Raw genomic sequence first — 13,894 nt, forward strand, 5'->3', positions numbered from 1 at the left:
GGCGGGCCGGCTCAGCTCCCCGGCCCGCCGATCAGCTCCCATCGCCGCCCCGCGCAGCTCCCATCGCCGCCCCGCCCGCCGGCTCCCGCCGCTCAGCCGAGCCGGCGGCCGAACCGGCCGAACCGCTTGTCGAGCGCGACGATGGCGGAGACCACGACGGCGATGCCCAGGATCCGCAGCCACGCCTGCCCGTCGATGGGTGCCGTGCGGAACAGGTCGTTCATCACCGGCAGGTAGGTCAGGGCGAGCTGGCCGAGGGCCTGCACCAGCACCCCGACGATCAGCCAGCGGTTGCTGAACAGGCCCAGCCGCCACGGGGAGCGGGTCAGCGAGCGGCAGCTGAACAGGTAGAACGCCATCACGGTGACGAAGAGGTTCACCGCGGCGGTCCGCGCCTGCGCCAGGTCGGCCCCGCCGGAGCGTTCCCACTCGAACAGCCACCAGGCGCCCACCACCAGCAGCGCGGAGACCAGCAGGACCCGGACCACCAGCGCGACGGTCAGCAGGGGCTGGCCGGGGTCGCGGGGCGGCCGGTCCATGATCCCGGGCTCCCTCGGCTCGAAGGCGAGCGTCAGGCCGAGGAACACCGCCGTGGTCATGTTGATCCAGAGGATCTGGCTCGGCAGGATCGGCAGCGCCGAGCCGAGCACGATCGCGACGAGGATGACCAGTCCCTCCGCCGCGTTGGTGGGCAGCGTCCAGGTGATGAACTTGGTCAGGTTGGCGAAGACGCCCCGCCCCTCCGCGACGGCCGTCTCGATGGTGGCGAAGTCGTCGTCGGTGAGCACGACGTCGGCGGCCTCCTTGGCCACCTCGGTGCCGCTGCGCCCCATGGCCACCCCGATGTTGGCCTGGCGCAGGGCCGGGGCGTCGTTGACCCCGTCACCGGTCATCGCGACCACCTGGCCATCGGCCTGCAACGCCTCCACCAGCCGCAGCTTCTGCTCGGGCGAGACCCGGGCGAAGACCGACGCCCGCCGTACCGCCGCGGGCAGTTCCCCGGCGGGCAGCGCCGCCAGGTCGGCGCCGGTCAGCACGTCGCCCGGGCCGGGCTCGGTACGCAGCAGCCCGAGCCGGCGCGCGATGGCGCTGGCGGTGGCCAGGTGGTCCCCCGTGATCATCTTCACCTCGATGCCCGCGCGGTGGCAGGACCGCACGGCCGCCGCGGCGGCGGCCCGGGGCGGGTCGAGCATCGCGTGCAGCCCGGTGAAGACCAGGCTGCCGGCCAGGTCCTCCTCCACGAGCCCGTCCGCCGGGCCGACGGGCCGCATCGCGGTGGCGAGCACCCGCAGCCCCTCGGCGGCCAGCTCGTGGGCGGCGGCCAGCACGACCGGGGCGTCGAGCGGTCCCGTCGCGCCGTCGGGGCGCGCCGCCGAGCCGGACCACTCGACCACCCGCTCCACCGCCCCCTTGACGAGCACGATCCGCCCGCCGTCGGGACGGTCGTGCAGGGTCGCCATGAACTGCCGCTCCGAGGTGAACGGGACGGCGGCCACCCGGGGCAGCTCGGCGGCGACCTCGTGCGCGTGCAGCCCCACCTTGGCGCCCGCCACCAGCATCGCCCCCTCGGTGGGGTCCCCCAGCACGACCCACCGGCCGTCCTGCTCGTCCAGCCGGGCGTCGTTGCAGGCCACGCCGGCCAGCAGCGACCAGCGCAGCGCGCCCTCCCCGGTCGGGGCCGGACCGCCCCCGGGGTCGCGGATCTCGCCGGTCGGGGCGTAGCCCGTCCCGCCGACGTCGTAGCGGCCCTGCGGCGTCCAGAGGACCTGAACGGTCATCTGGTTCTCGGTGAGGGTGCCGGTCTTGTCGGTGCAGATCACCGTGGTGCTGCCCAGCGTCTCCACCGCCGGCAGCCGCCGGATCACCGCCCGGCGCCGGGCCATCCGGGACACGCCGATCGCCAGGGTGATCGTCACGGCGGCGGGCAGCCCCTCCGGGATCGCGCCGACGGCCAGCGCCACGGCGGCGGTGAACGTCTCCCCCGCGTCCTGCCCCCGCACCACGCCGACGCCGAAGGTCACTGCGGCGAGCAGCAGGATCGCCACGGTGAGCAGCCGGCTGAACCGGGCGAGCTTCACCGTCAGCGGCGTGTCCAGCACCCGCGCCCCGCCGACCAGGCGGTGGATCCGGCCCAGTTCCGTCTCCGCCCCGGTGGCCACCGCGACGCCGACCGCCGTGCCGCCGGTGAGCAGGGTGCCGGAGTAGAGCAGGTTGCGGCGGTCGGCCACCGGCGTCTCGACCGGCACCACCAGCTCGTCCTTGCGTACGGGCAGCGACTCGCCGGTCAGCGCCGACTCGTCGGCCCGCAGCTCGGCGGCGCGGACCAGCCGCAGGTCGGCGGGCACCTTCTCCCCCGCCTCCACCAGCACCAGGTCCCCGGGGACCACGACGTCGGACGGCACGTGGCGCTGCCGGCCGCCGCGCAGCACCCGGGCCTGCGTACGCACCATGGCCCGCAGCGCGTCGAGGGCCGCCTCGGCACGGGACTCCTGGAGGAAGCCGACGACGGCGTTGACGAGCACCACCCCGAAGATCACCGCCGAGTCGACGTACTCGGCGAGCACCAGGGTGACCACGCCGGCGGCGACCAGCACATAGATCAGCGGGTTGTGGAACTGCCGCAGCAGGCGGCGCAGGGCTCCGCCCTCGGCCGCGGTGGGCAGCACGTTGGGCCCGTACCGCTGGAGCCGGGCCGCCGCCTCCTCGTCGGTCAGCCCGTGCTCGGTGTCGGTCCCGAGCAACAGCACGACCTCGTGCACGGCGAGCGCGTGGTGATCGCCCTCGGGCGTCCTGGCCGGCATCGGCACACTCCTGTTCCGCACGGGGGCGGGCGCACCCGGTCACCCGGGGAGAGCGTCTCCATCGTCGCAGGCCGGCAGGGGGGCCGTGGGTCGTTCGGGCCGCGACCGGAGAACCGGCGGGGGCCGGGAACCGCCGAGGCGGCGAGGGCCGGGAACCGCTGAGGCGGCGAGGGCCGGGAACTCCGGAAACGGCGAGGGCCGGGAACCGCGTCGCGGTTCCCGGCCCTCGCTCGGACGGGCGTCAGCTCACTTGCGCTTGCGGATCTCGTCCGCGGCCTGCGGGACGATCTTGAACAGGTCGCCCACCACGCCGAAGTCGGCCAGCTCGAAGATCGGCGCCTCGCCGTCCTTGTTGACCGCGACGATGGTCTTCGAGGTCTGCATGCCGGCCCGGTGCTGGATGGCGCCGGAGATGCCGAGGGCGACGTAGAGCTGCGGGGAGACCGTCTTGCCGGTCTGTCCCACCTGGAACTGGTGCGGGTAGTAGCCGGAGTCGACGGCCGCGCGGGACGCGCCCACGGCGCCGCCGAGCAGGTCGGCCAGCTCCTCGACCAGCTTGAAGTTGTCGGCGTTGCCGACGCCGCGACCGCCGGAGACGACCACGCCGGCCTCGGTGAGCTCCGGGCGGGAGCCCTTCTGCTCGGCGACCCGGTCGACGACCCGGGCCAGCTTGTCGGTGTCGGTGACCGCGACGGTGAGCTGCTCGACGGCCGGGGTGGCCGCCGCCGGGGTCGGGTTGACCGAGTTCGGCCGGAGGGTGACCAGCGGCAGGCCGCGGGTGACCTTGGACTTGACGATCGTGGAGCCGGCGAAGGCCACCTGGGTGGCGGTGCCGTCGGCGGCCAGGCCGACCACGTCGGTCAGGATGCCGTTGTCCAGCTTGACGGCCAGCCGGGCGGCGATCTCCTTGCCCTCCTGGGACGAGGCCAGCAGCACGGCGGCCGGCTGCACCCGCGAGACCAGTTCGGCCACGACGGTCGCCTTGGGCGCCACCAGGTAGCCGTCGATCTCCTCGCTCTCGGCCGCGTAGATCTTCTCCGCGCCGTACTCGCCCAGCTTGGCGCTCAACGCCTCGGCGGCGCCGGGGCCACCGAGCACGACCGCGCTCGGGGTGCCCAGCTCGCGGGCGAGGGTGAGCATCTCCAGGGTGACCTTCTTGACGCCGAATTCCCGGGTGGCTTCGACGACGACGAGAACCTCAGACATGTCCAGACCTCTCACACGAACTTCTCGGTGGCGAGGAACTCGACCAGCTTGACGCCGCCGTCGCCCTCGTCGGTGATCTTCGCGCCGCCGGAGCGCGGCGGACGCTTGGTGTGCTCCAGCACGGCGCTGGTCGCGCCCTCGAAGCCCACCTCGGCCGGGGCGACACCGAGGTCACCCAGGGAGAACGTCTGCACCGGCTTCTTCTTGGCGGCCATGATGCCCTTGAAGGACGGGTAGCGCGGCTCGTTGATGGTGTCCCAGACGGAGACCACGGCGGGGGTCGAGGCGGTGACCACCTCGTAGCCCTCCTCGGTCTGCCGCTCGACGGTCAGGGTCGCGCCGTCGACGGTGAGCTTGCGGGCGCCGGTCAGCGCCGCGATGCCCAGCCGCTCGGCGATCATGTGCGGCATGACCTGCACCCGGCCGTCGGTCGACTCGCTGCCGCAGAGCACCAGGTCGGCGTTCAGCTGGCCGAGCGCGGCGGCGAGCACCTTCGAGGTGGCGACGGCGCAGGAGCCGTGCAGGGCGTCGTCCACGACGTGCACGGCCTTGTCCGGGCCCATGGAGAGCGCCTTGCGGATCGACTCGGTCGCCCGGTCCGGACCCATGGTCAGGACGGTCACCTCGCCGCCGTGCGCCTCCTTGATCTTCAACGCCTCCTCGATGGCGTACTCGTCCATCTCGTTGATGACGTTGTTCGCCGAACCGCGGTCGACGGTGTTGTCGTCAGTGCGCAGGTTGCGGTCCGCGCCCGAATCGGGCACCTGCTTGACGAGTACGACGATGTTCATCGCGCTTCGACGACCCTCCTGTTGGTGTTGCGATCGCTCGCCCGGTCTGGGGCGCAGCCTCGCGCGTCCGTTGACGCCGGTCAACCGCGCGGTGCTGTGCAGTTGCCCACGGCGCAATGTTACCTGCCAGTAGCATTCGCCTCCGGCGACCTCAGGGTGACACAGCTCACCGAGAGCCCCGCAGGCGGGTAATCTGACGAATCGGGAGGTGTCACGAAATGTCAGAAAACCCCAGTAGCGGCCATCCCGACGTCCCGCGGCACCTCTGTCGCCGGACGCGACCCGAGGCGTACCGGTGCGCCTGCGGCCGGCTCCGCGACCGGTGCGTCCGGGCCACCGTCCGGGCGCTCTGGTCGCCGGCCCGGCGGGCCCACGGCGAGACCGCCCGTCCCGACGCGCCCCGCGCCGTCGCGCCCGAGGGCGGCCACCGGCACCGGGCCGCCGGCACGGCTCACGCCGGCTGATCCAGCGCGCCCCTGATCCGCTCGATGACCGCCGCCTCGGCCGGGGCCACCCCCCGGTGCGCGCCGGCCACCCGCTCGGCCGCGGAGAGCACCACCTCGCGGTAGCCCGCCACGTCCCGGGGCGACTTCTCGCGCAGGATCCGCATGGAGCGGCCCAGCGCCGGCAGCACCACCGACTCGATCTCCAGCGCCGAGTCCCGGGGCAGCTTCGGCAGCGGGCCGCTGGTCAGCGCCTCCTTCACCACCCCGCTGCTGTCGGCCATCGCACCGGAGGCGGCGAAGCTCTCCCGGAACAGCGCGAGCATCCCCGGGTCGGCGTTGGCCACCAGGAACACCGCCCCGAACGCGCCCGTCTTGAGGGTCAACCGTTCCTCGGCCGTCAACCGCTGCTCCATGATCACGGAGTGTAGACGTAGGCGGTGGCCGTGGTGACCGCTACGAGCCCCAGCCGCTCCAGGATCGGCCGGCTGTCCGGCGAGCAGTCCACCTGGAGCAGCGTCCTGCCGCGCTGCTGGGCCAGGCGCGCCCGGTACGCGACCAGCGCCCGGTAGACGCCACGCCGCCGCCACCGGGGCAGGGTCGAGCCGCCCCAGAGGGTGGCGAAGCTGCTGTTCGCCTGGTAGCGCACCCAGCCCGCGCTCACCACCTCGTCGCCCGCCTCGGCCACCACCACGGTGATCGACTGCGGGTCGGCCTCGATCTCCTTCGCCAGGCCGGTCGCCAGGTGGCCGCGGTCGTCGTGCCAGACCGCCTCCTCCATCGCGGCGATCCGCCCCAGGTCCTCCCGGGCGCTGACCTCGCGCAGGCGTACCCCCTCGGGCAGGACGGGGACGGCGGCGGCCAGCGCCGCGACCGGACCGACCACGACGGTCTCCTCGTCCTCCGCGACGAACCCGGCGGCCCGCAGCCGGTCGGGCAGGTCGGCCGGCTGGTCGTGGCCGTTGAGCTTCCACTCCACCGCCTCGCCGCGCCGGCGGAAGAACTCCACCTGCCGGGCGATCAACGCGTCCAGCTCGGCGCCGGCGAGCCCGTCCAGCGTGCGGTACGTGAGGAAGCCGCGCCGGTCGAGGCCGAGGACGCGGACCAGCGGGCCGTCCCGTTCCACGGTGACCCCGGCCGGCAACGGGTCCGGGATCTCCGGGCGGACCTGGGCGTCGTAGGCGTCCCGCAGCGTGCGGGCGTCAAGATCGGTCATCACCTCAGGCTACGGCCGGAAGGAAGCGGATAATCGGCGGCATGTGGCAGGTGATCAGGCGGTGGTTCGACCCGCGGGAGCTGCGCGCGGTCGGCAGCACCCCCGACTACCGCTTCTCGCTGGCCAACGAGCGGACCTTCCTGGCCTGGCTGCGTACCGGGCTGGCGCTGGTCGCCGGCGGGCTGGCCGCCGCGCAGTTCCTGCCGCCGCTGCCGCTGGCGCACCTGCGCGAGGTGATCGCCGTCGCGCTGCTGCTGCTCGGCGGCACGGTCGCCGTGCGGGCGGTCGACCACTGGGCGCGTACCGAGCGGGCCATCCGGCTCGGCGAGGAGCTGCCCGCCTCCCGTTTCCCGGCGGTGCTCGCCCTCGCCGTCGGCCTCGGCGCGCTGCTGCTGGTGGTGGCGGTGCTGGCCCGGGCGGTCGGCGGCGCGTGAGCCACGGGGCGGAGCCGCCACGGCGGGAACGGCCGGCGCGCGACCCCGGGCTGCAACCCGAGCGGACCCGGCTGGCCTGGCGGCGGACGGCGCTGGCGCTCACCGTGATCATGGTGTTGACCGTGCGGCTCGCGCTCACCGGCCCGCCGGCCGGCGGGCCGCTCGGCGCGCTGGTCGCCGGGGCCGCCGTGCTGGGCTGGGGCGCGGCGCTGGCGGTCTGCTGGCGGCGGGCCACCGGCGTCCGCCCGAGCCCCGGCTACGGGCGGTCGCTGCCCCTGGTCGCCCTCGCCACCGCCGGCTTCGCGCTGCTCGGCACCCTCCTGGCGGCGCGCGGACTGGGTTGACGGGAGCCGGTGCGCCATGATTGACCCATGGCCCGGCTCTACGTCCTCCTCTTCGTGGTGCAGATCGTGCTAGCCGTCTGCGCGCTGATCAGCTGCCTCTCCGCCGAGGAGGGCGAGATCAGGGCCCTGCCCCGGATCGCCTGGGTGCTGATCATCCTGTTCTTTCCGCTGCTCGGCTCCCTCGCCTGGTTCGCCGCGGGGCGCGAGCGCGTCCCCGGGCGAACCACGGGCCAGACGCCAAAGGAGCGGATCCTGCCGTCCCGGGGGCGGCCCCGCCCGGTCGCCCCCGACGACGACCCCGAGTTCCTCCGCTCGCTCGGCGAGCGCTCCCACCGCGAGGACCAGGAGCTGTTCCGTCGCTGGGAGGAGGACCTGCGCCGCCGCGAGGACGACATGCGGCGGCGCGACGGCGAGCCACCGCGCGAGGAGGACCGCCCCGAGGGGTCCACGCCGGGCGCCTGAGTCCGCCGCCGTCGCCGGCCTCCCGGCGACGGCGGCGGGTCCGGCTCAGGCCAGGTTCGACGAGCGGGGGTACGCGTCGGCCGGGTCGGTGAGCACGTTGACCAGGTACGGCACGCGGGCGTCGAACGCCCGCCGCAGGGCCGGCCCGAGGTCGCCGGCCTTCGCCACCGTCTCGCCGGCCCCGCCGAGGGCGCTCACCACGTGGTCGTAGCGCAGCTCCGGCTGGAGGTCGGCGGCGACGTCGTAGCCGTACATGGCGCGCATGGGGTGCTTCTCCAGGCCCCAGATGCCGTTGTTGCCGACCACGATCACCACCGGCAGCTTCTGCCGGGCGAGGGACTCGACGTCCATCAGCGAGAAGCCGGCCGCGCCGTCGCCCATGAGGACGCAGATCTGCCGGTCGGGGTGGCTGACCCGGGCGCCCATCGCGTAGCCCATGCCGGTGCCGAGGCAGCCGTACGGGCCGGGGTCGAGCCAGGTGCCGGGCTGCGCGGGCTCCAGGTAGCGGCCGGCGTACGAGACGAAGTCGCCGCCGTCGCCGATGGTGATGGCGTCGCGGGCCAGGACCTTGCGCAGCTCGCCGTAGACCCGGGCGGGCCGGATCGGGTCCGTCTCGGCGGACATCTCCTCGGCGTCGCGCGCCTTCGCGGCGTCCTCGGCGGTACGCAGGTCGGCGATCCAGTCGGCGTGGTCGGCCCGGTCGCCGCGGTGGTCGGCCAGCGCGGTGAGGATCAGCCGGAGGTCCCCGGCGGGGGCGGCGGCCGGCTGGACGTGCCCGGCCCGCTGGCTGGGCGCGTCGACGATGTGCACCACCGTGGCGTCGCCGAAGTCGCCGAAGCTGAGCCGGAAGTCGAGCGGGGTGCCGATCACCACGACCACGTCGGCGCCCTTCAGCGCCACGCGACGGGCCTTGGCGAAGGCGAGCGGGTGCTCCGGCGGCAGCGCGCCCCGGCCCATCCCGTTGGTGAAGACCGGCACCTCGAGCGCCTCGGCGGCCGCCCGCAGTGCGTCGACCGCGTCGCCGGCGTAGACGTCGGAGCCGGCGATGATCACCGGACGGCGGGCGGCGGCGATCAGGCCGGCCGCCTTCGTCACCTCGTCGGGGTCGGGTTCGACCGGCGCGATGCCCGGCAGCACGGGCAGCTCGGCGTCGGCGACCGAGAAGACCGCCTCCAGGGGGAAGTCGAGGAAGACCGGGCCCCGGTGCGGGGTGAGCGCGGTGGTCAGCGCCGCGGTCACCGCGCGCGGGATGTCGTCGGGGCTGAACACCGTCTCGGCGTGCTTGGTGACCGGGGCGACCAGGGGCAGGTGGTCCATCTCCTGGAGGCTGCCCGAGCCCCAGCGGAACTGCGGGGCCCGGCCGCCCAGCACCAGCACCGGCGAGGCGTTGAAGTACGCGCTGGTCAGCCCGGAGACGCCGTTGGTGACGCCGGGGCCGGCGGTGAGCACGGCGAGGCCGGGGCGGCGCTGGAGCTTGGCCACCGCCTCGGCGGCGAAGACCGCCGACTGCTCGTGCCGCACGTCGTAGATGGGGAAGCCGGTCTTGTGCGCGGCGTCGTAGAGCGGGAAGACGTGCCCGCCGGAGAGGGTGAACATCTCCCGCACCCCGTACGCGCGCAGCGCCGCGAGCGCGAGCTCCCCGCCGTGACCTTCGATCCGCTCCGTCATCGCCGCTTTCCCTTCGTCCAACATGGCCGGAGTCACACGCTACTCACCGGTAGGCGGAATGTGAACAGTTCTCGACTCGGCGCGCCTGAGGGCCGGCGGGGCGGCCCGCCGGCCCGGGCCGCTCAGCGGCCGGTGAAGTCCGGCTTGCGCTTCGCCACGAACGCCGCCATGCCCTCGCGCCGGTCGTCGGTGGCGAACAGCGCCGCGAACAGCTGGCTCTCCCAGGCCAGGCCGGAGTTCAGGTCCATGTCCAGGCCACCGTCGACGGCCAGCTTGGCGGCGCGCAGGGCCTGCACCGGGCCGGTCAGGTACGGGCGGACCAGCTCGACCGCGGTGTCGTAGACCTCGGCCGCCGGGGCGACCCGGTCGGCCAGGCCGATCCGCAGGGCTTCCTGGGCGTCGACCATCCGGCCGGACATGATCAGGTCCTTGGCGCGGGCCGGGCCGACCAGGCGGGCCAGCCGCTGGGTGCCGCCCGCGCCGGGGATGATGCCGAGCTTGATCTCCGGCTGCCCGAGCTTGGCGTCCTCGGCCACCACCCGCCAGTCGCACGCCAGCGCCAGCTCGCAGCCGCCGCCGAGGGCGTAGCCGGTGATCGCGGCGACGACCGGCTTCGGGATCCGGGCGATCGCGCCGAGGGCACTGGACAGGTCGGCCGCCCGGTCCGCCATGTCCACGTAGGACATGTCGGCCATCTCCTTGATGTCCGCGCCGGCCGCGAAGACCTTCTCCCCGCCGTACACGATGACGGCGCGGACGCCCGGGTCGGCGGTGGCCGCCGCGGCGGCGGCGCGCAACTCCTCCTGCACCTGGGTGTTCAGGGCGTTCATCGGCGGCCGCTCCAGCCGGATGGTGCCGATGCCGTCCTTGGTCTCCAACCGCACGAACTCGCCCACGCTGGCCCTCACTTCCTCGTCGAAGTCGCGTGCCAACCTTACGGCCCGGATCGTTGGGGTAAGTAGTGTGGTGTCAGGCCCGCCACCGGGAGTACCGCCATGATCACGTACTACGACGACAGGTCCGTGCAGGTCACCTCGACAGCCGTCCGCGTGGACGGCCGAACCTTCCGGCTGGCCGACATCAGCATGGTCTGGCACCAACGTGGCAGCCGGTCCTGGCGGGTGCTCGCGGGACGCGGCGCGATCGGCGCGGCGCTCGCCGGCCCTCTGGTCGCCGCCGCCCTCGGCATCGCGCTCGCGCTCTGGCTGGACCGTTCCCTCACCGTCACCATCGCCATCGTCGGCGCCTCGGTGCTGGTCGGGCTCGCGGTCGGCCCGGTCGCCGACTTCCTCTTCGAGCACCTCGACCGCTCGTACGCCCGGGGCAGCCGGCAGCTGGAGATCTGGGCCCGCTGGCGTGGCCAGCCGGTGCGGCTGCTGTGCACCGGCGACGCGCTGCGCTTCGGCCAGATCTACCGGGCGGTGCAGCGGGCCGTCGAGGCGGGGCAGCCGGTGTCGCCCCGCCGCCGCTAGAACTCGATCGGCTCGTCGGGCAGCATGCCCAGGCCACGCAGCAGGCCGAACAGGTCCTGCTCGCCCCAGAACTGCACGATCCGGCCGCCGGCCAGCCGGTACATCTTGCACGCGCTCTGCACCGCCGTCGCGCCGGTGGCGTCCCGCCGGTAGGTCTGCGCCAGCGACACCACCACGCGGTCGTCGGCGGCGAAGATCTCGACGATCTCCTGGTCGAGCACGGTCAGCCCCGGCGAGGCCACGGCCCCCTCGACGTGATGCCGCCCCCGGACCCCGGCCCCGGAGCCGTAGATCTGCACGTCCTCGTCGACCACCGCGCGCAACTCCACCAGGTCCTTGGTGACGAAGGTCCGCAGGTAGCGGCGGACCACCTCGACGTTGCGCTCCTGCTCCCTCATGGCGGTCACGCTAGCCATCCCGCCCGTCCCGCGCTGCCCTAACCGCCGGACCCGGCACCGCCCGAACCGTCTCGCCCGGCGCCGCGCCTGTGGGCGCAGTCGCCTCGCGCGCGCTGTCGAGCTGCCCCCATGGACGGGGCAGGGCGGCCGTCCCGGACTCCCGGTGGCGCGGCGGCACCCGGCGGTGACGATTGGTCTCATCGACGGGGCAGCTCGACAGCGCGGACACGGCCACTCCGCGCTCCGGGCCCTGGCCTCACCAGACCTCGCACCCCGGTTCCTCCGGCTGCCGCCCGCCGCTTCCCCAAAGCCGACACCCGCCCCGTCCGGGACCGGCGGCGTTTGCCCACCAGTGGTTAGGCTTAGTGATGACCATCTATTACCGGGACGACGCGGTGCAGGTGACCTCGGAGTCGATCCGGATGGGCGGCCACGCCGTGGCGATCGCCGACGTGACGTACGTCTGGCACGCGCAGGGACCGAAGACGCTGGCGGTACGGGGGCGCGTGCTCGGTCGCGGCGTCCTGGTCCTGCTCCTCTCGCTGCCCCCGCTGATCGCGGTGGTCTGCGTGCTGTCGCTGGCCTGGTCGGCGCAGGACCGGGGCGAGTGGCAACTGGCGCTGATCATCCTCGCCGCGTGCGCGGTCGGCGCGCTGGCCCTGACCCCCTTCCTGGAGATCCCGCTCGGCTGGCTCGACCGCTCCTACGAGCGGGGCAGCAAGGTGCACGAGCTCTGGGTCCAGCACCACGGCCGGGAGGTGCTGCTGCTGCGCACGCCGGACGCGCTGCGGTTCGGGCAGATCTACCGTGCGGTGCAGCGCGCGGTCGAGCAGCACACGGACTCCTGACCTCGGGGCCCGCCGCGCTGTCCGGCGGTGCGGGCGCGGGCGACGCACACTTGGTGCCATGGTGATTCCCCTCCCCCGGCCCGCCGCGGTCGTCGGTCTGACCCGCTCCGCCCTCGACCAGGCCCTCGGCTCGGCCGCCTCGTTCGCCGCCGTGCCGGCCCGCGCGTTCGCCGTGCTGGACTCGGTGGAGGCCCTGCTGCACCGGGTCGACGGCATGGTGGACCGGATCGGCGGCGTGGTGGACCGGATCGAGCAGACCCTCGACCGCACCGACCGGGTGCTCACCGACGCCGAGGGCGCGGTCCGGGAGGTGGCCGTCATCAGCGCCGCCGCGACCACCGCGATCGAGACCGCCACCGAGGTGGCCGCCGCCGCGGCCGTCGTGGTCGGGGAGGCGGAGAAGGTGGCCCGCACCGCCGGTGCGGTGGTCGCCGAGGCCGACGCGGTGGCCGGCCGGGCCGCCGGCACCGTGGGCACCGCGGCGGAGGCGGCGGCCACCGCCGCCGAGCTGCTGACGGCGTACGAGCCGGCGCTGCGCCGGGCCGCCCCGATGGCGACCCGGTTCGTCGAGCAGCTCAGCCACGAGGAGGTGACCGCGGCGATCCGCCTCGTCGACGAGCTGCCCAAGCTCAAGCAGCACCTGACGGCGGACATCCTGCCGATCCTGGCCACCCTGGACCGGGTCGGCCCGGACCTGCACGACCTGCTCGACGTCACCCGCGACCTGAAGCTCGCCGTCGCCGGCATCCCCGGGCTGGGCATGCTCCGCCGCCGGGGCGAGAAGCTCACCGACGACGTCGAGGCGTGACCGGCGACACCGAGGCGTGACCGCAGCGCGCCCCGGCGGGCATCAGGGAAGCGGCCGGGCGCGGCCGAGTCGGGTCAGGCGGGGACGTACAGCTCGTCGATCTCGGCCCGGCTGGGCAGCGCCACGGAGGCGCCGAGCCGGCGGGCGCAGGCCGCCCCGGCCGCCGCCGCCCAGCGCACCGCGTCGACCACGTCCCGGCCCTCGCCCCAGGCCACCGCGAGCGCGGCGGTGAAGGCGTCCCCGGCGGCCGTGGAGTCCACCACGTCGACCTTGACCGCCGGCACGTGCACGGCGGTGCCGTCGCGGTCGCCGTACCAGGCGCCCTCCGCGCCGAGGGTCAGCACGGCCCGGGGCGCCAGGTCGAGCAGGGCCGACGGCTCGTCCCGGCCGCGCCCGGTCAGCGCCTGCGCCTCGGTCTCGTTGACCACCAGCAGGTCCGTCGCCGCCAGCAGCTCCGGCGGCACCGGCACCGCCGGGGCGGCGTTGAGCACCACCCGGGTGCCGGCCGCCCGGGCGACGACGGCCGCCTCGGTCACCGTCCCGACCGGGATCTCCAGCTGCGCGAGCAGCACGTCCGCCCCGCGTACGGCGGTCAGCTCGGCCTCGGTCAGCCCGCTCATCGAACCGTTGGCGCCCGGGCTGACCAGAATCGCGTTCTCGCCCTCGGCGTTGACCATCACCAGCGCCACCCCCGACGTGCCGTACGTCGTGCGCAGCTGCTCGGTGTCGACCCCGGCGGCGGTGATCCGCGCCCGCAGGGTGACGCCGAACGAGTCGGAACCGATCGCCCCGAGGAAGGCGCAGGAGGCACCGGCCTTGGCCGCGGCGATGGCCTGGTTGGCACCCTTGCCACCGGGCACCATGACGAAGTCGGTGCCGAGCAGGGTCTCCCCCGGCCGGGGCAGGGCGGGGGCGGTGCCCACCAGATCCATGTTGGCGCTGCCCACCACGACGACCCGGGTCTGCCGCATCGCCACCTCCTCGCCGCCGGACACTGCGGCGA

15 protein-coding genes are annotated in these 13,894 nt (G+C 74.5%); 6 read left to right on the forward strand and 9 right to left on the reverse strand.

All coding sequences use genetic code 11. The features are described 5' to 3' along the window. Positions 1–92: 92 nt before the first annotated feature. The 5 genes from AB0G08_RS22980 to AB0G08_RS23000 form a co-directional block, all read right to left on the reverse strand. A complete protein-coding gene (locus AB0G08_RS22980) occupies positions 93–2,801 on the reverse strand; it encodes an HAD-IC family P-type ATPase (RefSeq protein ID WP_358091308.1) in 2,709 nt (902 codons plus the stop codon). Positions 2,802–3,047: 246 nt separating this feature from the next. Continuing rightward, the gene (locus AB0G08_RS22985) at positions 3,048–4,007 is read right to left on the reverse strand and encodes an electron transfer flavoprotein subunit alpha/FixB family protein (RefSeq protein WP_358091310.1); all 960 of its coding nucleotides are present in this window, start codon (positions 4,005–4,007) and stop codon (positions 3,048–3,050) included. An 11-nt stretch (positions 4,008–4,018) separates the two neighbouring features. Continuing rightward, positions 4,019–4,798 carry an electron transfer flavoprotein subunit beta/FixA family protein gene (locus AB0G08_RS22990; RefSeq protein ID WP_358091312.1) on the reverse strand — a complete coding sequence of 260 codons (780 nt, stop codon included), beginning with the start codon at positions 4,796–4,798 and terminating at the stop codon, positions 4,019–4,021. Between the two features lie 451 nt (positions 4,799–5,249). Continuing rightward, positions 5,250–5,663: a hypothetical protein gene (locus AB0G08_RS22995; RefSeq protein ID WP_358091314.1), complete on the reverse strand. Its 414-nt coding sequence runs from the start codon at positions 5,661–5,663 to the stop codon at positions 5,250–5,252. Continuing rightward, positions 5,660–6,457 carry a GNAT family N-acetyltransferase gene (locus tag AB0G08_RS23000; RefSeq protein WP_358091316.1) on the reverse strand — a complete coding sequence of 266 codons (798 nt, stop codon included), beginning with the start codon at positions 6,455–6,457 and terminating at the stop codon, positions 5,660–5,662. Before AB0G08_RS23000 ends, AB0G08_RS22995 begins: the two co-directional genes overlap by 4 nt. A gap of 41 nt (positions 6,458–6,498) precedes the next feature. On the opposite strand from AB0G08_RS23000, the gene AB0G08_RS23005 reads away from it, so the two are divergent. Genes AB0G08_RS23005 through AB0G08_RS23015 form a run of 3 tightly spaced genes read left to right on the forward strand, consistent with a single transcriptional unit; the run spans position 6,499 to position 7,697 of the window. Beyond that, on the forward strand, positions 6,499–6,891 hold the full coding sequence (locus AB0G08_RS23005) for a DUF202 domain-containing protein (protein ID WP_358091318.1): 393 nt from the start codon (positions 6,499–6,501) through the stop codon (positions 6,889–6,891). After that, on the forward strand, positions 6,888–7,235 hold the full coding sequence (locus AB0G08_RS23010; protein ID WP_358091320.1) for a DUF202 domain-containing protein: 348 nt from the start codon (positions 6,888–6,890) through the stop codon (positions 7,233–7,235). Before AB0G08_RS23005 ends, AB0G08_RS23010 begins: the two co-directional genes overlap by 4 nt. 27 nt (positions 7,236–7,262) lie before the next feature. Beyond that, positions 7,263–7,697, forward strand: a complete 435-nt coding sequence (locus AB0G08_RS23015) for a PLD nuclease N-terminal domain-containing protein (protein WP_358091322.1) — start codon at positions 7,263–7,265, stop codon at positions 7,695–7,697. Positions 7,698–7,742: 45 nt separating this feature from the next. Here the strand turns inward: AB0G08_RS23015 and AB0G08_RS23020 are convergent, their stop codons facing one another. Both AB0G08_RS23020 and AB0G08_RS23025 read right to left on the reverse strand, forming a co-directional pair. Further along, positions 7,743–9,365, reverse strand: coding sequence for an acetolactate synthase (locus tag AB0G08_RS23020; protein ID WP_358091324.1), 1,623 nt, complete (start codon positions 9,363–9,365; stop codon positions 7,743–7,745). Positions 9,366–9,487: 122 nt separating this feature from the next. After that, on the reverse strand, positions 9,488–10,261 hold the full coding sequence (locus tag AB0G08_RS23025; protein WP_334608695.1) for an enoyl-CoA hydratase-related protein: 774 nt from the start codon (positions 10,259–10,261) through the stop codon (positions 9,488–9,490). Between the two features lie 99 nt (positions 10,262–10,360). On the opposite strand from AB0G08_RS23025, the gene AB0G08_RS23030 reads away from it, so the two are divergent. Then, entirely contained in the window at positions 10,361–10,837 is a 477-nt protein-coding gene (locus tag AB0G08_RS23030; protein WP_358091326.1) for a DUF6232 family protein, read from the forward strand. On the opposite strand, the gene AB0G08_RS23035 is transcribed toward AB0G08_RS23030, so the two are convergent. Beyond that, positions 10,834–11,235, reverse strand: a complete 402-nt coding sequence (locus tag AB0G08_RS23035) for a nuclear transport factor 2 family protein (RefSeq protein WP_358091328.1) — start codon at positions 11,233–11,235, stop codon at positions 10,834–10,836. The two genes, AB0G08_RS23030 and AB0G08_RS23035, sit on opposite strands and share 4 nt — an antisense overlap. 368 nt (positions 11,236–11,603) lie before the next feature. Here AB0G08_RS23035 and AB0G08_RS23040 point away from each other — a divergent pair, with 368 nt between their 5' ends. Both AB0G08_RS23040 and AB0G08_RS23045 read left to right on the forward strand, forming a co-directional pair. Then, positions 11,604–12,083 (forward strand): DUF6232 family protein, encoded by a 480-nt coding sequence (locus AB0G08_RS23040; protein WP_358091330.1) that lies wholly within the window; start codon positions 11,604–11,606, stop codon positions 12,081–12,083. Between the two features lie 58 nt (positions 12,084–12,141). After that, positions 12,142–12,891: a hypothetical protein gene (locus AB0G08_RS23045; protein ID WP_358091332.1), complete on the forward strand. Its 750-nt coding sequence runs from the start codon at positions 12,142–12,144 to the stop codon at positions 12,889–12,891. A 74-nt stretch (positions 12,892–12,965) separates the two neighbouring features. Here the strand turns inward: AB0G08_RS23045 and AB0G08_RS23050 are convergent, their stop codons facing one another. After that, entirely contained in the window at positions 12,966–13,862 is an 897-nt protein-coding gene (locus tag AB0G08_RS23050; RefSeq protein WP_358091386.1) for a ribokinase, read from the reverse strand. Positions 13,863–13,894: the final 32 nt, after the last annotated feature.

The organism is Micromonospora sp. NPDC023644 (assembly GCF_040640115.1).
Taxonomy (GTDB): Bacteria; Actinomycetota; Actinomycetes; order Mycobacteriales; family Micromonosporaceae; genus Micromonospora.